The sequence below is a fragment of the Mycobacterium sp. 852013-50091_SCH5140682 genome (genome assembly GCF_001665685.1).
Lineage (GTDB): Bacteria > Actinomycetota > Actinomycetes > Mycobacteriales > Mycobacteriaceae > Mycobacterium.
Map to the genome: position 1 here is coordinate 67923 of NZ_LZTB01000039.1, position 22563 is coordinate 90485.

General features: G+C 65.1%; 30 protein-coding genes. All 30 read left to right on the top strand.

Translation table 11 applies throughout. From position 1 onward, the window contains the following. The first annotated feature begins 139 nt into the window (after nt 1-139). Nucleotides 140-349: a helix-turn-helix domain-containing protein gene (locus tag A5784_RS13315; RefSeq protein ID WP_197514733.1), complete on the top strand. Its 210-nt coding sequence runs from the start codon at nt 140-142 to the stop codon at nt 347-349. Further along, nucleotides 346-1341: a hypothetical protein gene (locus A5784_RS13320; RefSeq protein ID WP_064945380.1), complete on the top strand. Its 996-nt coding sequence runs from the start codon at nt 346-348 to the stop codon at nt 1339-1341. The genes A5784_RS13315 and A5784_RS13320 overlap by 4 nt, the downstream gene beginning before the upstream one ends. After that, the gene (locus tag A5784_RS13325) at nt 1341-1748 is read left to right on the top strand and encodes a hypothetical protein (RefSeq protein WP_064945381.1); all 408 of its coding nucleotides are present in this window, start codon (nt 1341-1343) and stop codon (nt 1746-1748) included. Before A5784_RS13320 ends, A5784_RS13325 begins: the two co-directional genes overlap by 1 nt. Next, the gene (locus tag A5784_RS38780; protein ID WP_197514734.1) at nt 1745-2251 is read left to right on the top strand and encodes a hypothetical protein; all 507 of its coding nucleotides are present in this window, start codon (nt 1745-1747) and stop codon (nt 2249-2251) included. Before A5784_RS13325 ends, A5784_RS38780 begins: the two co-directional genes overlap by 4 nt. 11 nt (nt 2252-2262) lie before the next feature. Beyond that, a complete protein-coding gene (locus A5784_RS13335; protein WP_064945383.1) occupies nt 2263-2580 on the top strand; it encodes a hypothetical protein in 318 nt (105 codons plus the stop codon). Nucleotides 2581-2599: 19 nt separating this feature from the next. Further along, nucleotides 2600-2860: a DUF7352 domain-containing protein gene (locus A5784_RS13340; RefSeq protein WP_064945384.1), complete on the top strand. Its 261-nt coding sequence runs from the start codon at nt 2600-2602 to the stop codon at nt 2858-2860. Nucleotides 2861-2879: 19 nt separating this feature from the next. After that, nucleotides 2880-3074, top strand: a complete 195-nt coding sequence (locus A5784_RS13345) for a hypothetical protein (protein ID WP_064945385.1) — start codon at nt 2880-2882, stop codon at nt 3072-3074. Between the two features lie 10 nt (nt 3075-3084). Beyond that, complete coding sequence (locus A5784_RS13350) at nt 3085-3267, top strand: hypothetical protein (protein WP_156750536.1); 183 nt, start codon at nt 3085-3087, stop codon at nt 3265-3267. Nucleotides 3268-3405: 138 nt separating this feature from the next. Next, complete coding sequence (locus A5784_RS13355; protein ID WP_156750537.1) at nt 3406-3633, top strand: hypothetical protein; 228 nt, start codon at nt 3406-3408, stop codon at nt 3631-3633. A 152-nt stretch (nt 3634-3785) separates the two neighbouring features. After that, on the top strand, nt 3786-3998 hold the full coding sequence (locus A5784_RS13360; RefSeq protein WP_064945388.1) for a hypothetical protein: 213 nt from the start codon (nt 3786-3788) through the stop codon (nt 3996-3998). A gap of 6 nt (nt 3999-4004) precedes the next feature. After that, nucleotides 4005-4250 (top strand): hypothetical protein, encoded by a 246-nt coding sequence (locus tag A5784_RS13365; protein WP_064945389.1) that lies wholly within the window; start codon nt 4005-4007, stop codon nt 4248-4250. After that, on the top strand, nt 4250-4438 hold the full coding sequence (locus A5784_RS13370) for a hypothetical protein (RefSeq protein ID WP_197514735.1): 189 nt from the start codon (nt 4250-4252) through the stop codon (nt 4436-4438). The genes A5784_RS13365 and A5784_RS13370 overlap by 1 nt, the downstream gene beginning before the upstream one ends. A 621-nt stretch (nt 4439-5059) precedes the next feature. After that, the gene (locus tag A5784_RS13375) at nt 5060-5554 is read left to right on the top strand and encodes a phage terminase small subunit (protein ID WP_064945390.1); all 495 of its coding nucleotides are present in this window, start codon (nt 5060-5062) and stop codon (nt 5552-5554) included. Between the two features lie 6 nt (nt 5555-5560). Continuing rightward, the gene (locus tag A5784_RS13380) at nt 5561-7279 is read left to right on the top strand and encodes a terminase large subunit domain-containing protein (protein ID WP_064945391.1); all 1719 of its coding nucleotides are present in this window, start codon (nt 5561-5563) and stop codon (nt 7277-7279) included. Between the two features lie 12 nt (nt 7280-7291). Continuing rightward, nucleotides 7292-8746, top strand: coding sequence for a phage portal protein (locus A5784_RS13385; protein WP_064945392.1), 1455 nt, complete (start codon nt 7292-7294; stop codon nt 8744-8746). Then, nucleotides 8730-10457: an EndoU domain-containing protein gene (locus A5784_RS13390; RefSeq protein ID WP_064945393.1), complete on the top strand. Its 1728-nt coding sequence runs from the start codon at nt 8730-8732 to the stop codon at nt 10455-10457. The genes A5784_RS13385 and A5784_RS13390 overlap by 17 nt, the downstream gene beginning before the upstream one ends. A 10-nt stretch (nt 10458-10467) precedes the next feature. Continuing rightward, on the top strand, nt 10468-10731 hold the full coding sequence (locus A5784_RS13395) for a hypothetical protein (protein WP_156750538.1): 264 nt from the start codon (nt 10468-10470) through the stop codon (nt 10729-10731). A gap of 120 nt (nt 10732-10851) precedes the next feature. Then, nucleotides 10852-11559, top strand: coding sequence for a hypothetical protein (locus A5784_RS13400; RefSeq protein ID WP_156750539.1), 708 nt, complete (start codon nt 10852-10854; stop codon nt 11557-11559). A 9-nt stretch (nt 11560-11568) separates the two neighbouring features. Beyond that, entirely contained in the window at nt 11569-11979 is a 411-nt protein-coding gene (locus A5784_RS13405) for a head decoration protein (protein ID WP_064945396.1), read from the top strand. A 14-nt stretch (nt 11980-11993) separates the two neighbouring features. Further along, entirely contained in the window at nt 11994-13031 is a 1038-nt protein-coding gene (locus A5784_RS13410) for a major capsid protein (RefSeq protein WP_064945397.1), read from the top strand. After that, nucleotides 13031-13375 carry a hypothetical protein gene (locus A5784_RS13415; protein WP_064945398.1) on the top strand — a complete coding sequence of 115 codons (345 nt, stop codon included), beginning with the start codon at nt 13031-13033 and terminating at the stop codon, nt 13373-13375. Before A5784_RS13410 ends, A5784_RS13415 begins: the two co-directional genes overlap by 1 nt. Next, the gene (locus A5784_RS13420; protein WP_064945399.1) at nt 13372-13827 is read left to right on the top strand and encodes a hypothetical protein; all 456 of its coding nucleotides are present in this window, start codon (nt 13372-13374) and stop codon (nt 13825-13827) included. Before A5784_RS13415 ends, A5784_RS13420 begins: the two co-directional genes overlap by 4 nt. Next, nucleotides 13827-14234, top strand: coding sequence for a hypothetical protein (locus A5784_RS13425; protein WP_156750540.1), 408 nt, complete (start codon nt 13827-13829; stop codon nt 14232-14234). The genes A5784_RS13420 and A5784_RS13425 overlap by 1 nt, the downstream gene beginning before the upstream one ends. Continuing rightward, nucleotides 14227-14631 (top strand): hypothetical protein, encoded by a 405-nt coding sequence (locus A5784_RS13430; RefSeq protein WP_082944818.1) that lies wholly within the window; start codon nt 14227-14229, stop codon nt 14629-14631. The genes A5784_RS13425 and A5784_RS13430 overlap by 8 nt, the downstream gene beginning before the upstream one ends. 4 nt (nt 14632-14635) lie before the next feature. Beyond that, nucleotides 14636-15082: a hypothetical protein gene (locus A5784_RS13435; protein WP_064945401.1), complete on the top strand. Its 447-nt coding sequence runs from the start codon at nt 14636-14638 to the stop codon at nt 15080-15082. 30 nt (nt 15083-15112) lie between these two features. Then, nucleotides 15113-15517 (top strand): hypothetical protein, encoded by a 405-nt coding sequence (locus A5784_RS13440; protein ID WP_064945402.1) that lies wholly within the window; start codon nt 15113-15115, stop codon nt 15515-15517. A 265-nt stretch (nt 15518-15782) separates the two neighbouring features. Next, nucleotides 15783-16652, top strand: a complete 870-nt coding sequence (locus A5784_RS13450; protein ID WP_064945404.1) for a fibronectin type III domain-containing protein — start codon at nt 15783-15785, stop codon at nt 16650-16652. 41 nt (nt 16653-16693) lie between these two features. Further along, on the top strand, nt 16694-17419 hold the full coding sequence (locus tag A5784_RS13455; protein WP_156750541.1) for a DUF7391 family protein: 726 nt from the start codon (nt 16694-16696) through the stop codon (nt 17417-17419). Beyond that, nucleotides 17388-17699: a hypothetical protein gene (locus A5784_RS13460; RefSeq protein ID WP_064945406.1), complete on the top strand. Its 312-nt coding sequence runs from the start codon at nt 17388-17390 to the stop codon at nt 17697-17699. Before A5784_RS13455 ends, A5784_RS13460 begins: the two co-directional genes overlap by 32 nt. Nucleotides 17700-17732: 33 nt before the next feature. Beyond that, nucleotides 17733-22562, top strand: coding sequence for a transglycosylase family protein (locus A5784_RS39145; RefSeq protein ID WP_064945407.1), 4830 nt, complete (start codon nt 17733-17735; stop codon nt 22560-22562). Nucleotide 22563: the final 1 nt, after the last annotated feature.

Genomic DNA, 22563 nt, shown 5'->3' on the forward strand with positions numbered 1-22563 from the left:
GCACCGAGTGCGGTGCTCAACCCGATGAGGTGTGCACTTTCGAGGTGCAGGTCCCGTCACCGTCCGGGCCGAGGACGGTGCGGAAGCAGCGGCATTGCCCGTGCGTGTCCCGAACCAAGACCCCATCGGAGGCCAGCGCGTGACCGCATCAGTCACCGATGTCGTCGATCAGCTCGTTGCCATTCGTAAGGCGAAGGGGCTCAAGCAGGCCACTGTCGCCAAACGCATGTGCGTGACACGTCCGATGGTGTGCCACATCGAACGTGGTTACCGCACACCGAACATCAGCACCTTGTTGCGTTACGCCGACGCGATAGGCGCCCGCATCACCGTGGAGGCTGTCCAGTGACCGAGCTGCACAGGTGCGTGGTGCACGCGGGCCGATGCTTGGGCACCGAGCTCGACAATCGCGGTACCAAGCACGCCGCGATCGTCACCGACGAAGGCCAGTTGTGCGAGAAGTGCACTCAGCACGTCTCGAAGATCATCGGCCGCCTCGTGGACGACTGGTTTGCCCTGGACGGACTACTCGGGGAGAAGCAATCCCAGCAAGGTGTCCGGGTGTCGTACACGGCCAGCCCGGGTGTCCCGCTCAACACCGACGCTGAAGCCAAGCAGGTCCAGATGGTCGAACTCGTCGACCTGGCAGCGGACATCGTCGCTGCCGCCATCGACAAGGACCACAACCCGCCGGCCAAACGGCGTCGCAGGTTGCAGGCCGGTGTCGCCCTGGTCCACCCCAACCTGTCGGTGCTGCTCGAAGCCCCCGCCGACTGGGTGCTGCGCTGGGACCGCTCCGGTGAGGTCCACGGTGAAGACCCCACCGAATACGTCAAGATCGGGCCCGGCAAGTACCGCGGCCTGGACCGCGACGGCAACGAACTCGACGGCACCGGCGGCCGCTACGTCCTAATGTCCGGCGTCGACATCGCACTCGAACTGTGGAAGCTGCACGACCTGGTCCTCGGCATGCGAGGCGAACGCAAACGCGACCAACGCGACCACATGGCCACCCCATGCCATTGGTGCGGATACCGCAGCCTCTACCGCGACCACGGCGCCGATCTCATCTACTGCACCCGCTGCCCCAAGGGCTCACCCGGAGCCAGCGGATATCCCCTTGAGCGTCACAAAGAGCTGGAAAAACGATCGGAGTTCTACATGAAGGTGTTGCGTGAGCAGGAATTGGACACGGTGAAATGGCTTCTGGCCGAGAAGGAGTGGCGCATACAGGTGAATTCGTGGTTGGCGGCCGAACGACTCTGGCGCCTCACCCAAGCCGCCACCGTCGCCGGGTTCACGGTCGACGAATTCCTCGCGGCACTCGACAGGGTCGCCTGATGCCCGACGAGTACACCACCCCAGAACGGTGGCCCTGGCGTGGTGATTCGAAACTCGGCCAGATCCAACGCATCGCACTCGCCTACAGGTCCCTCTGCGAATCACTGGTGTTCGGCGCTCTGCCCGATCCCCAAGCGGCACTGGCCGCTGAGGACGCCGAATGGATCAAGTACGGGCACCACTGGGTGAAACCCAGCTCGGCGCCACAGCCTGACCTTGAGGAGTGGGTGAGTGTCCGCGACTGCGCCCACTACATCTCGCAGTACTACCCGTGCACGCCCCGCAACGTCCACGACTGGATCCAACGCGGCCACATCGAGCACAAGATCCTCGCGGACGGCACAGCTGTCGTGCTGTGGGGATCGGTCATGGACTACGACCAACGCCGAAACCACAAGGCCGGATGACGCAATCACTCAGTATCGGCCAAACAACCACAGGAGAAATTCGGATGTCGGCACCAGAGAAGTACCGCAAGAAACCCGTCGAGATCGATGCAATGCTGTGGGATGGCACGGCTGATGCGGCCACGCCGATCATCAACTGGGCGCTCGAAAACGGCGTCACCATCACCTACCACTGCCCGGATGGCGATGCCTGTCGCCGCGACACGCACGTGCTGATGGTGAGCACCCTCGAAGGTGCAATGGCGGCAATCCCCGGCGACTGGATCATCCGAGGTGTCGCGGGTGAGTTCTACCCGTGCAAGCCCGACATCTTCGCGGCCACCTACGACGCGGTCCCAACCGAAACGGCGATGACACGCGACGAAGCCATCGACCACGTCTGGGGATTGTCGATGCAGGTCGCCGGCGAGTTCTGTGTTGGGCGCACCGAAGAGGACGCCCTGGAGCGGGAGACCCGCGAGGCACTCCAGGCCCTGGGCGTAACCGATTCCGAGCTGACGTAAGGAGACGAACGATGCCCGACTGGCACGGAACAACCGGCCGCGATGACCTGGTAGGCGGCGGCGATGCCACTCAGTTCAGCACGACGATCGAGGGTGTCACGCTCTGCTCGATCGAGCCGTTCACCGACGACGAGCGCGAGGCGCTCGGCGCGTACTTCCGCATGCTGTGCGCCGCGAAGGAACTGCGTCACCGCGGCGTCAAAGACCTCTGTGCGCGGTGCGGACATGAGAGATACGCGCACTCCCCATTCCACGACGGGCATTGCATCGCCTACAAGCCACCAGGTGGCGACTATGCCTGCAATTGCACGGAGTTCGTGAGCAGCTGACTGACGTAAGGAGATAACCATGAAGTTCATCTACAAGTACAAGCTCGACCCCCAGGAAGAGCAGATACTCTCGCTACGCGGCCCGGTGCTCAGTGCTGGCGTGCAAGGCGACGACATCATGGTCTGGGCCGAGCACGACGACGAAATGTCGCCCCGCAAGGTGCGCGTCAGCACCAGAGGAACAGGCCACGCGCTGGATGGTGCAGACGAGGGCCAGTTCATCGGAACGGTGTTCCTCGGCTCGCTGGTGTTCCACATCTTCGCCAACTACGCGGGCTGACGTAAGGAACGATGACGAGATGAGTGACAACCCGATCAGTAGCAGCGCCTCGTTCAACGTTGAATTCAACGATCCCGACGACGCGCGCCGGGTGAACGAACTCATGCGCGACGGCCTGCAGTTCCAACAGGCTGTCGACCAACTGGAACTACGCCCCAATGAGCACTTCACCGTCACACGCACCGACCTGGGGCCAGACGGCAGGCTGACGTAGGGGACGTGTGATGAACAGCGACGATGACGAGGACATTGAGCCCGATGAGCAGGTGGGCTGCATCGCCGAGCAGCTGCACGTGGCGTACCAGGACGGCTATGCCGCTGGGATCGCTGCGGAGAAGGAACGCCGCAACAGTCGGGAGAGACGAAACCGCAAGCTGCGCAAGCTCCGACCGCGCAGGCTGAGGTAAGGAGTGGCTATGGACTGCATTCTCTGCTGGCTCATCCAACAGATGGGATTCGAGCCGAAGCCGCGCCGGTATCGCACCAGCGACCCTGAGCGCTACGAGCACACATGCAACGGCAGTTGACGTAAGGAGGAACCGACGATGGCCGCTGAAGTACTCATGGAGAGCTACGTTCTCGCGACGGGCTATGCGGCGTTGATGGGTGCGGACTCAGCGAGTCAGCACCTGTTCGCGCGTCGCTACGACCAGCCCGTAACCGTTGATCAACTCGCGCTCGACTGGGCCGAGTTCCGGAAGGCGTCACGCTCGATCCTGGACGCCCCGGACCGATGCGAGCACGGTGGTGATCCCGGCAAGTGCTCAGCCTGACGGCAGTGGCGTGTCGCTGCGTTGACCGATCGGCACGCACGCGTATAGTGCAGGCAAGGACAACTGTGCCCAATTCCGGGTACTGAGAACGCAACGCCCCGTGAGCCTTCCGGCCCGGGGCGTTCTGCGTATGACGACCCCGGGAGTGTGCGATGGCTGCACCTGATGATCCGATCGGCACGGTCCGAGCCACGAAGGGCGTGCTGGCAGTGCGGGCACCAGCGTCCAGCGTCCAGCCCGATGTAGACGACGATGAACTCAGCTGGTTCATCATCGACATCGGCGGCGCCGGAGACCTGTTCGATCTGCACACCGAGATGATCGAAGACCTCATCGCCACCTGGCCCATCGTGTACCAGCCCTGATGCCACATGACCGCAGGACGTGAGACCACACCCAAGGACGCGGCAGCCACCCAGCGACTCATGGAGTACTGGGCGCACGGCAAGGGCGCGGCCAAGATCGACTGGGGCACACCAGGCGACTTCAACCGCTGCCGAGCGGAACTCGGCAAGTACGTACACGGCGACCAGCTCGACGGCCTCTGCGCCAACCTCCATCACCGCGCCACGGGTGCATGGCCAGGCCACGCTGCGACCGAACAGGGTAAGCACTGATGGCCTGGATGGCAGAGCGGGCCACTGCAGACGACGTTCACGTCACTCCGCGCGGCGACCTCATCGACCATCCACTGACGGCTGACTGTGTCTGTGGCCCAACGCTTGAACCTGTGGAGCGCGACGACGGGACGTTCGGCTGGCTGTACACGCACCACAGCCTCGACGGTCGGGAGCGTGAGGAGTAGGTGCCCCGCGCCCCACGCCGCTGCCCAGGTGACAACGGCAACTGCCCGAACCTGATCCGGAACACGCGTTACTGCCCAGATCACACAGTCGCTTGGGCGGGCGAACGCACGGCGTCCAGTCGCATCACCTCGGAGAGGCGCTGGAAAGAGGAAGTTCGCCCGCAGGTTCTGCAGGCGGCCGGCTACCAGTGCCAGATCCAGTACCCCGGCATCTGCACCGGGTACGCGACGACGGTCGACAAGAGAGAGCCAGCAGCGCGGCGCCCAGACCTCGCCTACGAGCCGACGAACTGGCAGGCGGCATGCGACGCGTGCAACGAGCACAAGGCGCGCACCGTCGATCGTGGCCCCAGCAATCGGCCCTCCTGAGCCGTCGCCGCGCCGCGCCTGACCCCCAGGCCCTCCACCCCCTCCCCGGGGACAAGAGGGGACGCCGCGTAGTTCTGTGAAAAATGCTCTGTACGGGTTGGGGAAATTTTCGGGCGCCCGAAAAGAGCGGCGCCGATAGCCCCGAAAACGCCTGCCGCGCAGGGCATTTGGACCGATCAGATCTGTTGTGCCGCAACATTTTTCATCGCTCCCGACATGGGAACTGCATCTTTCCTGACATAGGAGCCCGCCATGCCCGGACCGACTGCGAAGGACCCGACTCTCCGTGGACGTCGGAACAAGACGACGACCCGCGCGACGCTGAGCAAGCCGGACGCCGAGACCGCGGAGAAGCCGAAGCTGCCGAGCAGTATCGATTGGTACCCCGAGGTGGTCGCGTGGTGGGACGACCTGTGGACGTCGGAGCCCCGCAAGGAATGGATCGACGTCGACACGCACCTGCTGTACGTCGCGGCGCGGCTGTACCAGATGATGCTGGATCCGGAGACGAAGCCGACCGCCGCGAAGGCGTTGGCGGGTGAGTACCGGCAGATCCTGGTGCAGTTCGGGCTGACGCCGATGGCGCGGCGGACTCTGCAGTGGGAAGTGCTGCGGGTCGAGGGCGAGAAGCAGAACGCGGCGCGCAGAGCGTCGGCGGGCGCAACCTCAACGACGGCGGCGAAGGCGACCCCCCAGGCGGCCGCCCGCGTCGACCCGCGCAAGAGGCGCCTAGCAGCCGTGCAGTAGCGCGCGATGGAGCTGATCGTCCCGCCGGACGGCGACATCCTGTATCCGACGCTCGGAGAACAGGTCTGCGACTTCCTCGAGGCTCACTCGGTGTTCGGCCCGGGCGACCTCAAGGGCCAGCCGTACAAGATGTCCGAGGACTGGCAGTACGTCACCTACCGGTCGTACGAGCATTGGCCGAAGAAGCATCGCAACGCCGGCCGCCGACGCTTCAAACGCACCAACGTCTCCATCCGCAAGGGCGCGGCCAAGACCGAGTACCTCGGCCAGATCGGCTTCGCCGAGCTGCACCCGCACGCACCGGTACGGTTCAACGGGTACAACGCGGACGGCTCACTGGCTCTGGGCCGGCCGGTCGTCGACCCGTTTATCCCGCTGCTGGCCAACGCCAAGATCCAGGTTGAGGAACTGGCGTATGGCGCGCTGAAGGTCATCTGCGAGAACGCCCGCATCGCGCGGTGCTTCTGCGAAGAGTGCCAAGGGGATCTGTGCCATTGGTGCGGTGAAGACTGCATCGGTCCGGATGCGTTCGATGTCGGTGTCGACCGGATCCTGCGGGTTGGGCCCGACGGCAAGGCCGACGGCAAGTGCATACCGGTTGCCACGGCGCCGGACACCAATGACGGTGGCCGCACGACGTTCAACGGCTACGACGAGACGCACCGCCTGTATCTGCCGACGGAGAAGGCCGCCGTCACGACCATGGACGAGAACCTCGGCAAGAGGTACGCCCAGGACCCGTGGGGCATGGCTGTCACGACCGCTGGTGAACCGGGCCAGGAGTCCGTCGCTGAGGACAATCACTTCGAAGCAGAAGCGATGGCCCGCAATGAAGTCGAGCGGCCGGACACGTTCTACTTCCACCGCCAGGCGTCCGACGGCTGGGACATGCGGAAGTTCTCCGACCGCGTGGAGGCGATCCGCGAGGCGTCTGGTCCGGATCTGGCCAGCCGCACCGACCTTGAGCAGATCGCCGCACGGTGGGACAAGCCGAAGGCCAACAAGGGGTACCTCGAGCGGGTGTGGACCAACCGCTGGTTGCAGCAGTCCGCGCAAGCTTTCGACATCGGTCGCTGGAACAAGCTGTACGTGCCCGATGTCATCCCGCCGCGAGCATTCGTCACGATCGGGTTCGACGGTGCGCGGCAGCGGGACGCGACAGGGTTCGTGGTTACCGACGTGAAGACGGGTCTCCAACAGCTTGAAGGCGGTTGGGAAAGACCCCACGACGCGCCGGACGACTGGGAAGTCGACGAGCTCGAAGTCAACGAGAAGCGCAAGGAACTGTTCAAGCGTTTCCGCGTGCTCAAGCTGTATGCCGATCCGCCGCACTGGAATTACACGATCGGCTCGTGGGCGGCGACCCATCCGGATGTGGTCGAAGAGTTCTGGACCAACCAGCGGCGCCGCATGTTCAAGGCCATCCAGGCGTACGAGGATGCGATCGCCTCGGGCAGCGTGAAGCACAACAGCCCGACCGGCGACAACGATGGCGACCTGGCCAACGTCGGCGACCTGACCCGGCACCTGCGCAACGCAGGCCGGCGCAGCACCAACCTCGTCGCCAACGAGGAGACCGGTGAGAAAGTCTGGATCCTCACCAAGATTCACCCCGACCGGAAGTTCGACTTCTGCATGGCCGGGATTTTGTCGTGGCAGGCCCGCATGGACGTGCTGCCGAAAGTGCCGAAGCCGAAGAAGCGTGTGTTCGCTCGAATCAGATAGGAGGGTGGCAAGTTGGCGGAGCTCACCCCCCAGGAGTGGTTCGACAAACTCAACGCGCGCTTCACCAAGGCGACACGGCCGGAGTGGTCCGACAAGCTCCATCGCCCGGTGGCCATCCGCCCTCGCAACGAGGTGCTGGACACACTGTGGTCCTACAACGTCGGTGACGCTCCGCTGCCGCAGGTGGCAGATGGGTACGAAGACGCGTTCCGGGATGTGATTCGGCAAGCGCGCTGCAACTACGCGCCGATGTGTGTGAACGCCATGTTGGATCGCATGGAGCAGCAGGCCGTTTCTACGCTCGTCGACAACGACGCCGGCGGCGATGACGTGGGCGCTCGGATCATGGACGAGTCCGGCTTCGGTGCCATGACGAAAGACCTGTTCGGTTACCAGTTCTCGATGGGCGAAGCATTCGCGATGGCCGTCGACAACAACGGGGACACCCCAACCGCGCATGCGATCGACCCGCGTCGCTGCATCGGAATACCCGACCGCACCAACCCCACTCGACTGCGCGCCGCGTTGGTCAAGGACTACGACCTGGTCGACGAGGTCGAACACGCGCACCTGTTTCTGCCCGGCCGCCGTTGGGATGTCGACTTCGACGGCACCAAGTGGGCGGTGAAGGATCCCGAAAAGCCCGAACTGATCGACGGGTTGGACAAGCTGGGCGGCATCCCGATCGTCCGGTTCCTCAACCCGCACGGACTCGGCGAGTACGAACGTCACCTGGACCTGCTCGACCGCATCAACGACATGACCTTGAAGCGGCTGATCATCGTGGCGTACCAGGCATTCCGTCAACGCGCCATCATCGGCGACGACGACGAGGACGACGATGACGACGACACGGCAGAGCCGGTCGACTGGGAGGCATTGGCGTCCACCGTATTCAGCGCCCACCCGGGTGCTCTGTGGAAGGTCCCGGACGGATTCAAGTTCTGGGAGTCGCAGGCACTGGACCTGTCGTCGATCCTGAATGCCAAACGCGACGACGTGAAGGAATTCGCCGCCGTCACTTCCACGCCGCTGCACCTGATCACCCCCGATGCCGCCAACGGATCCGCTGAGGGCGCCGGCCTGATGCGTGAGTCGGCGACGTCGAAGATCCGTGACCGGCGCTCGCGTGCGACTCCGCAGATGAAGTTGCTGTGGCGCATCCTCTTCGCGTTCGCCGGCGAGGCCGATCGCGGTACCTCTATCAAGCTGCACTGGGGGCCCATCGAGTTCCGGACCTTGGCTGAGAAGGCGTCGGCGTCGTCGCAGGCTGTCGGCACGCTGTCTCTGCAGCAGCGAAACGAGCAGATCTGGGAGATGTCGCCAGAGGAGACCGAGGAGAACATCAACCAGATGGCGGCCGAGGCGATCCTGCTGCCTGGTGCGCCGACGACGCCGACGCAACCGGCGCAACCGGCCGCGGCACCCACGCCTGCGGCGGAACCGGCCAATGTCGGCGCCGCTTAGCCCACCGATCACGTACCGGCAGGCACTCGAACAGGCAGCCGCACAGATCGCAGAACTGAAGACGCCGAAACCTAGTGCGGAGCAGGCGGTCACCGCCACCGCGGCGGCCGCCGACACCATCATCTCGGCCAGGGACCGGGCGTCCGCCCACGCAAAGCGGGCGATTCACCAGCTCTGGGCGACGGTGAACCCCTACGACGAGACCGCGGTCGCTGAATTCGCCGTCCAGGCCGCGCGCATTATGGCCGCGGCGCAGCAAGCGGCGGCGAAGGCCGCAGCGGTCGGTCAGGCGCATCAGCTGGCCGCGGTTGGAGTGAAAGCACCGGCGACACAGTCGGTACCGCTCAACGTCCGCGCACCGGCTGCTGTCATCAAGAACGGCCTACTCGTTCTGCGTCAGCATGTCGTGAACGTCGACTACGCGGGCGGTTCCGCTCGGGTGTCAGAAGCCGACATGAGCACGCTGGCTGTCTTCAAGCGGCCAGCCGCAGTGCACCGGTACGCAAAGTCGCAGGGCGCCACCGATGTCCAGGCGGCGGCAATGGCCGGGCAGCGCATCGACGATCTGATCGATGACAACCTGATGCTTGCGCAACGGCTTGCACAGCAACAGGTGCTGGTGTCCGCGGCCGACCCAGTGGATCTCGACGGCCGCCCACAGGCCAAGACGAAGATCATCGGGTACCGGCGGGTTATCCATCCGGAACTGTCCCGTGGCGGTACCTGCGGCATGTGCATCGCTGCCTCCGATCGGATCTACCACGTCGCCGAGCTGATGCCGATCCACGCGCACTGCAAGTGCACGATCGCCGCCATCACCGAGGACTACGACCCGGCCGACGACCTGAACGCCGTCGACTTGAACCAGCTCTACAAGGACGCCGGCGGAACGTCCTCGGCGCACCTCAAACGGACCCGCTACAAGGTGGACCAGCACGGCGAGCTGGGACCAGTGATGGTGCCGAAGTCGAAGTACAAGCCGCGCACCACCAAGTCGAAGGTGCGCGTCGGCGGGACAGCGCTGCAGTCCGATCAGCCAGCCCAAGCTGAGGTGGCCAAGCACCAGCTGCGCGTGATGGAGGAGAACCTGGCGCGGCTGCGTTCCGACGGCGAGCCCGAAGGCTCCTCGAAGATCGCTTATCACGAGAAGCTCATCGAGAAGCTGCGCAGGCAGGCCGGCGACGATCGTGGCGACAGCGCGACTCCGCCGCGGACCGGAAGCGGTGACGACGGGAAACCGCCGAAACCGCCGAACCGCGTCACCGGCATGCTCGGGCCCGACGGCGACGACGAATTCGGCGAGTTCGACGGCTACACACCGCCCGCGACACGCAGCCAGATCGACGACTTCACGACCGAGGATGCGCTGTCCTTGCTGGACGGCGACGTAACGCCGGAAGAGTCCAGACGAATCGCTGGTCTCGTCGCCAAGGCCGCTTCAAATCCCGACTTCGACTACTCGCCGCCACACGGCGGCCATCGCTACGGATCGAACTGGGGCAAGTCCGAATTCGATCCCAGCTGGCAGGAATCAGACGTTCAGGACTGGGCACGAGCGATCATCGACAATCCGACCTCGGCACGTCCTGCCGGTCCTCCCGGTGCCGGGTTCATCTTGAGTGGCTACTACAACGGAACGGCCGGTGAGCTGGTCGTACGTCAGGTGGGTAGAAACTCGTGGATGATCGTCACGGGCTACCCGCTGCGCTAAAGTGGCCAGTGTGGAGATGGGCGAGCTTGCGGCACGGCTGTATGGCCGGCTGGGCCCGCGGCTGCCCGAGCAGGGGCGTCGCGACATCGAGACGCTGATCCGCGAAGACGCCTATGTGGCCGTCTCCGACCTGCTGTTCTTCGGCATCGACCACAATGACCTCAAGTCCGATGAGGTCCAATCCGGTATCGCGCTGGCGCGAAGCGGGCAATTCTGGAAGCTCGGTGACTGGGTGCTGGAGCGCCTCACCGACTACCAGAAGCACGCTGCCTAGCTAGCACCCCTTCGACAACCCCGTGAGCTGAGCTCCGGGGTTGTTTTGCGTGCACAGATCTTCCGCCATGACCGGCGGTTGGACCCGACATGGGTTCCCATCCCGACAGGGGAGTTATCAGTGACCGACCTACCGTTCCATCCCACCACTGGACTGCAGGCACTCGCTATCGGGCGCCGTGGCCCGATCTGGCCCGTCATGGGCGGATCTCAGCCACTCGGTGAGCCATCGGCTGGTGATCCGCCAGCTCCCGCTCCTGCAGATCCGCCGCCGGTAGATCCGTTGCCCGACAGGGGCTTCCCGGAGAACACGCCGATCGCGGAAATGAACGCGGAGCAGCAGGCTGCGTACTGGAAGTTCCACGACCGGCGCAAGAGCGACACGCTCCGCGCCTATGAGGGGATCACTCCGGAGCAGGCCAAGCAGTGGAAGAAGGATGCCGAAGACGCGCGGCGAAACCAGTTGCAGCCGAGCGAGCGTGCCCTCGAGGACGCTCGGTCAGAAGCATCTGCGACGGCCGCGCAAGAGGCCGCCGCGGAGTGGGCCGGTCAGCTCACCGATGCCATCGTGGGCCAGTTCGTGCAGGAAGAGGCACAGCGGTCAGCTGTCCTCGCTGGCATCAACCCGATGACGTTCGTCAAGGACGGCAAGTTCGACAAGGACGCGCTCATCGGGCATCTCACCAGTCTCGCAACCGCTTTCGGTGGCCAGGGGCCCGGTGAACCGCAACCCAGACAGTGGGGCCAAGGAGGATCGCAGCCGCCGGCGAAGTCCGGGCGCGATGAAGGACTGGCCGAGGCAAAGCGTCGCGGCTACATCAAGGATTAGGAGTAAGCGATGTCGACTGACATTTCTGTTCGCTCCAGCAATTACCAGGTCGAGGACCGGTCGTGGCTCGTTGGGCAGCACGGCGTCGACATCACCCCTGGTATCACGCTGGATATCTCGAAGTTCACCAAGGCCACGCACTTCCCGAACGGGTACATCCCGTCGGGTACCGCGATCGGCAAGATCACCGCGTCCGGCCTCTACGGACCGTACTCCGATGCGGCTGCGGACGGCACTCAGACCTGCGCGGGTCTGCTGTTCAGCTCGGTGCGCGCAGTGGACCCGAACACAGGCAACACCCTGACCAAGGTCGGCGGCGCCCGGTTCATCCACGGTGCCGTCAACGCGGCCAAGCTGCCGGCCAACTCCGGGATCGACGCCAATGGCAAGACCGACTTGCCCCTGATCGTGTGGCTGTGAAGGAGAACTGAATCATGGCAATCGTTTTCGACGGTCCGGTCTCGCCGGACGCGCTCACCACGTTCATCCGCAACGTGCCGGTCGAGTCGAATCTGGCTCTGGTCAACATGTTCCCGACCCGCTACCTGGACACCAACCGGGTGGACTGGGCCGAGTTCGTCAAGACCAACCGGACCGCGGCCTACCGCACCTTCGACGGCACCATCCACGTGTCGGCGCGCGACGCCGGCTCGGGGAAGTACGTTGAGCTGCCGCCGTTCTCGGACTCGCTGAACAAGGGCGAATACGAGCGCATCGCCGAGCAGATCGCGATGCTGGGCGGCACCAACAAGTCCGCGCAGGTCCGTGCTGCCTACAACGACGCCGAGCGCCTCGTCGGCACCATGCGCAACCGGCAGGAACTCGCCTGGGGCGACGCGCTGACCGACGGCAAGGTCACCATCAACGAGGGCGGCTACAGCGGTGAAGCCGACTACGGTGTCCCGGCCAACCAGATCACCACGGCGCCGACGGCCTGGTCCAACCACGCCACCTCGACCCCGCTGACCGATCTGGACGCCCAGCAGGAAGTCCGCATCGCCAACGGCTACGGGCGCGCGGCCAAGCAGCTCACCAGCCGCACCGTGGTTGGCCACCTGCGCCGGTCAGCGGAGGTCATCAACGCGGTGCACGGCGCGGCCGCCGGCCGCACCAGCGTCAGCCTCGCTGAGCTCAACACCCTGCTCGAGTCCGAGGATCTGCCGGTCGTCCTGCCGACCTACGACACCTCACTGAACGTCGAAGGCACCAACACCCGGGTGCTGGCCAGCGATCGGACGATCCTGCTGCCCGAGAACCTGGGCGATCTCGGGTTCTTCGCGTTCGGCCTGACTGCGACCGCGCTGGAGCTGGCGAAGTCCAACCAGGCCGAGATGACGTTCGGCGACGCGTCGGGCATCGTCGGCGTCGTCGAGAAGGTCGGGCCTCCCTACCGGGAGTTCACGTTCGTCGACGCGGTCGGCATGCCGATCCTGCAGAACGCCGGCCTGATGTCCGTGATGGACGTGCTCTGATGGGCGCCCTGGTCAGCCACGTCGCGCTGTTCGACGAGAAGGGCTTCCTGCAGCAGTTCGGTCCGGGCGACGAGCCGCCGGCGTGGGCGCGCAAGAAGCTCACCAACCCGAAGCTGTGGGACTCCGCCCCCAACGTCGAGGAGAGCGACGGCGGCCAGGGCGGCGAGGGTGAGGGCAACCCCAGCGGTGGCGGTGATGAGCCGCCGCCACCGCTGGCCGGTCCAGGCTCTGGCCGCGACCACTGGGCCACGTACGCCGCCAAGCACGGCGTTGAGGTCGCCAAGGACGACAAGCGCGATGAGATCGTCGCCAAGCTGCGGGATGCGGGCGTCCGGGTCGAATGACCGCACCTGTCCAGGGCAAGTTCGCCAACCAGGAGGATGTGACCAGCCGGTTCGAGGGCACCATTCCCTCGGATCGGCTGTCCTGGGTCAGCGTCCGCATCGGTGACGCGGAGAGCGAACTGATGGGCAAGATCCCGTCGCTGCGCAAGCCGCTCGCGGAAATCGCCGCCGAGTCGGAGGCTGCTGGCGATCCTGATCGGCTGAACCGGGTGAAGGTGCTTGTCTGCGAGAAGGTTCTGGATCTGTACCGCAATCCCGAGCGGGCCAGCCAGCGCAGCACCACAACCCCGGACATCACGACCAGTCGGTCCTGGTATGCGTCCGACCCGACGCGCGGCCGCGTGCAGTTCACGGATGCCGAGTTGGATTCCGTGCGACTTCGGAAGCGGCGGAAGAAGTTCGGCACGGTGGGTGTCGCACCGTGGCAGCCCACACGGCCCAGGCCTTGCTGATGTCCGCGCCGATTGACGGGATGACCGCGGAGGCACGGGCCGCCGTCGCCGAGCTCATGACGCTGCGCGGCCAGCCGATCGCACTGATTCCCGCGGCGGGCGCGGTCATCGAGAAGCCGGGCGGTGGCAAGGATTACGCACCAGCGGTCCCGCGGGATCCGCAGGTGTTCGCCATGTTCAACAAGCAGGCACTCGACGGTATCGATACCGCGTCGACGGACGTCGGGACCGTCCGCAAGTTTCGGCTGGAGATGGTGGGCGCCTACGACGCTGTCGTCGAGGTCGGCGACAGCTGGGAGGACTTCGCGGCGAAGTACACGGTGCAGACCGTGGACAACACGCGGCCCTACCAGATCACGGCGATCGTCATCGCGTTCCTGAAGGTGACCGGTCACAGCGGTGGCTAAGTCGTTCGGCCGGCTCTCAGAGCTCAACGCGGGGCTGGTCAAGCTGCGCGACAACGTCAAAGACGTTGAGCCGGACTACGAGAAGGTCGTCGACACGTTCATGGCGATCGCCGCGGCCGACGGCGAAGCCACGATGAAGGAAAAGGCGCCGTGGCGGGACAGCGACGGTAACCGTGACGACCGCGTGCCCGGCCAGGCCCGCGCCGCGCTGTTCACGGCGACCGAACTGTCGGGCAAGCACAAGTCGATCTTGTTCAGCCACGGTGTGGATTACGGCATTTGGCTGGAGATCAGCAACAACGGCAAGGACCAGATCATCATGCCGACCGTCGCGGCCCAGGGGAAGAAGCTGATGAAGAGCCTGCGCGGCACACTCAACACGTTGCGGAAGGGCTGAGCGGGTGTCCCGCGCTGCCGTCCTGGACCTCCTGCGCAACGATGTCGAGCTGTCCGCGCTGGGCACCGCCACCGGATGGCCGGAGCTGGTGATCGTCCCGAACTTCGAAGCCGATCAGCGGCCGAGCGACGGTGCGTTCATCGTGGTCTGTTGGCGGCATACCGATTTCGAGGAAGCCATCCAGGAGAACGGCGAGCGGCACATGGAGCTCTACTTCCATGTTCCGGTCGCGAGGTCGACCGACTTCGGGCGGATCGACAGCATGATCGACCGCGTCGACGCGATCTTCGCGGCCGTCGAGGACTCGCCGGCCGGTGTCGTCGGCGGCGACGGATACCGGCTGAACTACGTCGGGTTTGAGGGCCGTGGCCCGGATGTGACCGACCCGAAGTACATGACGATCTGTCGGCAGGCCGCCTATATGGCGTTGAGCTGCAAGGTAACCGCGTGATCAGCGCGACCCAACGAAAGGTATGAGGTAATGGCAACACGATCCAGCCAGACCAGCGGAGGCATCGCGCCCGTCGAGGATGCGCAACCCGCGGTGACCGACGAGGACAAGGCGAAGGCCGAGGCCGAGGCGGCCGCCCCGCAGAGTGACAGCGCCGGGAAGTTCGTGCTCTACACCGGTGCCCGCACCGCGGCCGCCAACGCCGACGAGCTCAAGACCCGCAAGACCCGTCTGGGCGAAGGGACCTACGCCGAGATCACCGTCCAGCAGTGGGCCGAGGTCGGCATCGAAGCGAAGAACTCGCTGGTATGGAAGCTGCAGAACAACTTCCGCGTGCCGGCCAGCGCGTTGAGCGACGCCCAGCTCGACTACCTGCTGACCAACAGCAATCGCTTCGAGCTGGTCGACGGCAACGGCAACAAGGTCGAACGCTAACCACCGTCGTGCCCGTACCTGACGTTCCCGCCAGCGAGGCGGAAGACGTCTTCGACGTTCGATGCGCCGGGGGTGCACTGCACTTCAAGGTCATCGACGGCAACAGGATCGAAGTCAAGTGCAACCACTGGCGCTGCACCGGTGGCGATTCGGTTGTGCTGCACAGATATTCGTTCCCGGACTGTGAGCTGTTGGAAACGCTGAAGTTCAAGGACCCCATCACCAGAGGCCGGGGAGCCCCAGCTGCTGAAAGGAAGTACCACAAATGACCGCATCTCCAGGCAACCCGGACACCAAGCCATACGGCCTGCGCCGGGTATGGATCACCCCGTACCTCGACACCGACGGCACGATCCTCGGCCCGGTGTCCTACCGGCTGCCGATCGCGCAGACACTGGCATTCACCGAGTCGGAGGACTTCGACACCCTCGACGGCGACGACAAGTCCGCCGTGGCCATCCAGGGCAAGGGCGCGACCGTCGACGGTTCGCTGGAGGCCGGCGGCCTGGACCTGATGACCTACTCCATCATCTCCGGCGCCCAACTCATCGAGTCCGGCATCGAGCCGAACGTGAAGCGGGTCGTCCGGAAGAAGGGCAGCGACCAGCGTCCCTACTTCCGTGTGGAGGGCCAGGTCCTGTCCAACGGTGGCGGCGACAACGTCGCGCGCATCTTCCGCTGCAAGGCCAACGGCAAGATCCAGGCCGACATGAAGTACGGCACCTTCATGGTCCCGTCGATCGACTTCATGGGCACGCCGATGCCCGGTGACGACGACGACTACCTGTACGAGATCGAGTTCAACCAGCAGAAGTCGACTCTCGGGTCGACGCCGGTGCCGAACCCGCTGCCGATCCCGAGCAACGTGACCGTCGGTGCGGTCACCTCCACCAGCGTGGCGCTGTCGTGGAACGAGCTGCCCACCGCGGACAGCTACATGGTGCAGAAGTCCACCGACGGCGGAACCACGTGGACCGCGGTCTCGTCTGCGGCCGGCGGCCAGCCGACCACCGCGTCAACCACCCTGACCGGGCTGACCGTGTCGACGGCGCACAAGTTCCGGGTCGCGGGCAAGTTCGGCACCACCGTCGGTTCTTACAGCGCCGCCGTGTCTGCCACCACTCCCGCGAGCTAAGCGCCGCAACGTCATCCGACAAGAGCCCCTAGGAGGCCACCATGACATCACCCATCGAAGAGCAGCAGAATCGGGCGTCCGCCCTTCCCCCGGTACGGGCTCGGGGCGGGGTCCCCATGCGCGACTGGTGCTGCGGTACCCCGATCACGGGCCCGCACATCACCGAGTGCGTGTACGACGCTCCCGCGCCCGCTGCGGAAGCTGTATCTGAGCCGCCGTCGGCGCCGACCCCCACCGGGCCGGTGCCGGCGGCGGCTTCTTCCGTTCCGACCTACGGATTCAAAAAGGCCGCCGAGGAAGACCTGGCGTTGCCCAGCGGCGCGTTCGTGCGGATCCGGAAGCTCCGCCGAATGCAGGTGATCGAACTCAAGGTTGTCGACATGCTCGATGGGTTCGGGCCGGAGCTGCTCAAGGACCTCCGCAGTGACGACCCGGACAAGGCAGCGCAGGCCGCAGACGAGGCGACGCGCGCTCTGATCGACCCGCAGACGAGCAGAAAGATCTTCGGACCCGTGGACCGCGTCGTCGCGGCGGCCGTCGTCTGCCCGAAGGTGGTGCTGGCCGGGTCGAGCACCGACGAGCAGGTCAACATCGGTGAGATCGAGATGGAAGACAAGATGGCCATCTTCAACGCTGCACTCCCCGACGAGCTGAAATCGACTGCGCTGGGGGAGCAGTTGGCGGCGTTGAAAAGCGTACGCAACGAACCCGACGCTGGCGTACGAGATCTACGAGATGGCGAAGCTGTTTCACCAGAAGCCCAGTGACATAGCGATTCTCGACGAACGCGTCGGGGAGTTCGGAACGTTTTTCTTCAACCGGGGGATCGCGGCGTTCGGCCGCGGCGTGCTGTCCCGGCTCGACGAGGTGAGCCAGAGCAAGAACCCGGTGATCGCGCGGACACAACGGATGCGGGAGTGGGAGCGACTGATGGGCGGTGACATGGACCAATCGACTACCGGTTTCGCGGATCCCACCGAAGGGTCGGCGTCGGCGCACGCCCGCGTCGTCGGCGAGCGGGACGGCGACGAGGACATCGTCCTGTGATGCTGCGGACCGCGGGTGTTGGTGGGCTGACGGTTGCCTGATTACAACCTGGGCCGCGCCCACGGCAAGATCGAGATCGGCTACGACGGCAGCGGCGCGCGCGCGGCTGCCAGGGATCTCGACGATGTCACCGCGTCGTCGACGGCGGCCGACAAGTCGCTGACGAGAACCCAGAAGACGCTGAAGGATACGGACCGCGAGTTCGATGCGGCCGGCGGCGCGGCGCAGGGGTACAACGCCCGGCTGAAGGACGTCCGCCAGTCCAGCGAAGATGTCGATGCTGCGCAACACAGGCTCAACAGCACCCTGCTGGACAGCAAGGCGACAGTTGAGGACATCGACGCTGCGTACCGTCATCTGGAGGATACGCAGAATCGGCACACGAAAGCCGTTGACGCTGCCCGTGATGCCCACCGGGCCATGTCCGACCGGATGTCCGTGGGGCAGCGGGTCATGTCCGGCCTGTCGGGCATCCTCCCCAACCTGTCACGCAACATCGAGCGGCTGAGCACTGTCCAGGACGACGCCACCGACAAGGCGAGCGGCCTCGCGCAGGCACTCGGTGTGGCGGCCAAGGTCGTGGGATTCCTGGGTCCGGAAGGCAAGGCCGCGTCCGCGGGTCTGCTGCTGGCCTCCGAGGGCATCGAGAAGGTCAGCGGCAGCGCCAAGGCGGGCGGCAGTGTCGTCGGCGACTTCGTCAAGGACATCGCCGGCCTGGAGCTCGCCGTCGCCAAGGTCGGCGGTCTGGCGCTGGGACTGCCGTCCCTAGGTGGCCTCGCCGGGCTCGGTGGCGCCGCGGGCGTGCAGGGCATCATCAACGTCGTCGGCGCGGCCCGGCAGCTCTCCGGCGCTCTCGGCCTGCTGCCCGCCGTGGTGGCTGGTGTCGGATTATCCATGTCCACACTGGAAGTCGCATTCCACGGGGTCGGCGACGCGCTCAAAGACATGATGGCCGACGACCCGAAGAAGTTCCTTGAGGACATCAAGGACATGGGTCCGGTGGCCGCCGAAGCGATGCTCGGCATCGCGGAATTCCGCGACGAGTTCAAACTGGCCGGCGCCGCGGTGCAGGATTCGTTCTTCACCAAGATCGTGAACGACATCAAACCGCTGATTCAAACCTGGCTGCCGCTGGTGTCCGGTGGGATGGCCAAGATCGCCGGGATTTTCGGCGATGCTGCCCACGAGCTAGCCGGACTATTTGAGACTCCCGCAGCGGCACAAGCGTTTTCGGCGTTCATCGAGAACATCGCCGCAGGACTGCAGGCTATGCAGCCCGCCATCAAGCCGCTGTTCGGCATCTTCGAACAGCTGACCGTGATCGGGTCGTCGTTCTTCGAGCAGATCGGCGGGGCAATCAGCAACACCCTGACGGTGCTGGTGGGCATGCTCGGCCAGGCGACCGCGGACGGCAGTTTCCAGGCGTGGATCCAGTCCGCCATCAACGGATTCAGCCACCTGGTCGACGCCGTCATCAACGTGAGCCAGGCGTTCGGCACCATCATGACCATCGCCGACAACTTCGGCGGCGGCGGGCTTCTCGGATGGCTCGACCAGATGGCCATCGCGCTGAACAACTGGACGCAGTCCGAAGAGGGGCAGCAGGCACTCACCGCGTTCTTCACCTCGGTGCGCGAGGCCACCGACGCGTTCTTGCCGATGCTGGGTCCGCTGGTCAGCGGATTGTCCTCACTGGTGACAGCTTTCGTGAAGCTGGGTGTGGCGACGGCGCCAGGCTGGCAGGACTTCTTCAACATGTTCGCCCAGTCGATGCAAGAGCTGGCCCCGCAAATCGTCGCGCTCGGCCCGGCGCTCAACCAGTTCCTGTACAACATGGGCGTCGCGATGGTGAACATCGTCAGGCAGGTTGGCCCCAAGCTGCCCGACCTGTTCAACATGTTGTCGAATGCATTCTCGACGCTGCTGCCGCAAATTGGGCCGCTCGTTGATATTTTCCTCGATCTAGCGCAGCGGGTCGGGCCACAGCTGCCGAAGCTCTTCGAGGCGGTCACCGGCGCGATTGAGGCGCTGCTGCCCTACGTCCCGGTCGTGGTGGACCTGTTCCGCAATCTGGTCTCCGTGATCACCACTGGCATCGAAGTGTTTGCCGGGATAGTCAAGGGAATTCGGGGCTTCATCGACTGGTGCGCCAAGCTAGTGAGCGCCATCCCGGATGCGTTCGGCTCGATCGAGAAGTGGTTCACCGGCCTCATCGACAAGGCACCGGGCTGGGGCAAGAGCATCATCAACGGCCTCATTGAGGGCTTGAAGAACGCGACCGGGCTCGGCGCCCTGTCCGGCACGGTCAAGGACATCGTCGACGGCATCGCGGGCTGGTTCCAGTCCTCCCCAGCCAAGTGGGGACCGTTCTCCGGAGACGGGTACACCAAGATCCGCGGTCAGAAGATGGTCGCCGACATGGCCGACGGCATGGCGTCGGCGCAGGGCAGCGTCGCCGCGGCGGCCCGAACGACCGCAGAGACCGCCAGCAGCGCGCTCGGCGCGGGTGCGCCGGCTGCCGGTGGTGCAGAAAGCCTGGGCGGTGCGCTGCTGCCGCCCCACATCGCCGGAGCCGACAATTCGGTGCTCTCGGCATACCTTCGCCACCAGTTCTCCGAAACCCGCGGTCTCAAGGGCCTGGCGAAGGACATGGGCAACATCCTGCAGGTCGCCCAGTCCGGACTCGAACTGGTGACCCAGAACATCGCCGGCACGATGTTCCAGGCGCTCGGTCTCATCCCAGGCATGGACACCAAGCCCTGGGTGAAGATGTCGCCCGAGCAGATCGCCCAGCAGCAGGAGCGCAACGCGCTCAAGAAGAAGCAGAGTCCTACCTGGGACGACGTATTCGGAAAGGGCGCGTCGAAAGGCGGGATCGGCAACGCGGCCGGGGCTCACGCAAGTAAGCAGCCGACCGGCGTCAGTGTCCCGCTGGTCCAAAAGCCCGATGGCACTTGGACCTCGACGGATCCCGCTTGGGCACACCTGATCGCCCGTGAATCCGCCGGCATCAACCAGCGCCAGCAGATCACCGACGCCAACTCTGGACCTAACGCGGCGGAAGGTCTGTTCCAAATCACGCCGTCGACATGGAAAGCGCACGGCGGCACAGAGTTTGCGCCCAACCCACTGACCGCCACACCGCAGCAGCAGGCCGTAATCGCTGCCCGCATTCTGCAGCGGAACCCGAGTGGCTCGGATTGGGGCGCCGGGCTGGACGGTCGAGAGAGCGCACAGGAGTTGCTCAGCGGCCTCACGGATGCGCCACCGCCACCAACAGCGGCGGCTCCGGGCACGAAGAAGAAGAACGGCCCGACGTGGCAGCAGGTCGCCGGCAAGTCGCCGGAGGCGTACGGCCTGCGGCCCGGAACCGACACCGGCGGATACGGCACAGGCACCGGCGACGTGTTCCCGCCGTGGGTCATGGAGCTGGCGAAAGCCTTTGGCATCAAGCCGAGTACGTACGCCGGGCATCAGGAGTCTGACCGGAACGAGCCCGGTTACGCGCCGAACCCGAACCACGAGAACCGCGGTATCGACTGGACCGGGCCGACGGAGAACCTGCAGAAGTTCGCCGACTACCTGGCGACGATTCCGCAGGATCTCGAGCAGGTCATCTGGCAGAACCCCGACACTGGCAAAAAGACGGGCATCGGCGGCGGGAAGATCAATCCGGGCTACTACCCGCAGAGCACGTATGACGAGCACGGCGGCAACGACCCGTCGAACATCCACGTCCACACACGCCAGAGCTCGGCTATCCCGCTGCCCGACGGTTCGAAGCCACCGGCAGCAGGGGGCATCGGCGGCTCAGTCGGTTTGGGTGGTGGTGTGGTTCTGCCGTCTGGCAAGACAGTCGACGATCTGCTCGATACCAGCAGCCAGAACCTGTCGGTCAATGACCAACTGCTGCAAGCCTATTTGAAGGGCAATCCGGAGCTGGCCGCACAGATCGACGCGGCGAAGACCCCGGGGGCGTCCGACGAGTCCGTGCTGACGGCGCTGACCGGTATCGACTCGACGATCACCGATCTGAAGACGCAGGACGCGGTCGCCAACAAGAACACCATCGACGCCCTGCAATCGACCCAGAGCGAGATCGCCAAGGGTGCGGGGTTCCAGCAGGGGCAGAGTGCCCTGTCGACGGCTCAGTCGGTCGTTAGCGGGGCGGCGAACGCCGTGAGCAGCGTGTTCCAGGTCATCGGCAGCACGCTCGACGCGATGAGCGCCACGCAGGACATCGCCGACCACCTTGTGTACGGCGTCCGCAACACCGAGGACGTCATGCGAATCGTCGACAACGTCCAGAAGTACATCACCCTCGCCGCGAACATCGCCAACGCGACCGGCAGCATCCTGTCCACCATCGGCGGCCTGGTCGGTGCTGGCAGTAGCGGCGACCCGTCGGGTGGCGCGGCGGGCGCATCGATGGCGTTGTCGTCGGCCGGGCAGATCGCGCAGCTGATCGGGGCGGCCCTGCAGGGCGTCAACATGGCCATCGACTTTGGTCAGCAGCTGTACCACATCGCCGGCACGTACGTGGGCCGGTTCTTGTCGCAGCTGACCGCCGGTATCGGCGGCACACCGCTGATGGGTGATGTGCGGTTCCTGCTGAACAAGAACACCGGCCAGCTCATCACTTACAGCGAGGACAACCCGGGCAACAAGAACTCGCTCAACGTGCCGACCTGGTTGAACCAGACCTACGACTACGGCGGCGGGCAGAACCCGAATCCGCAGGTGAACACGCAGTGGAACATTTACGCCGGCCCGGGCCAGTCAGCGGGGGAGATGTTGAACGAGACGATGTGGATGGTCAACACTCAGGGCACGGACGGTGCCATGGCGACGACGAACTTCTGAC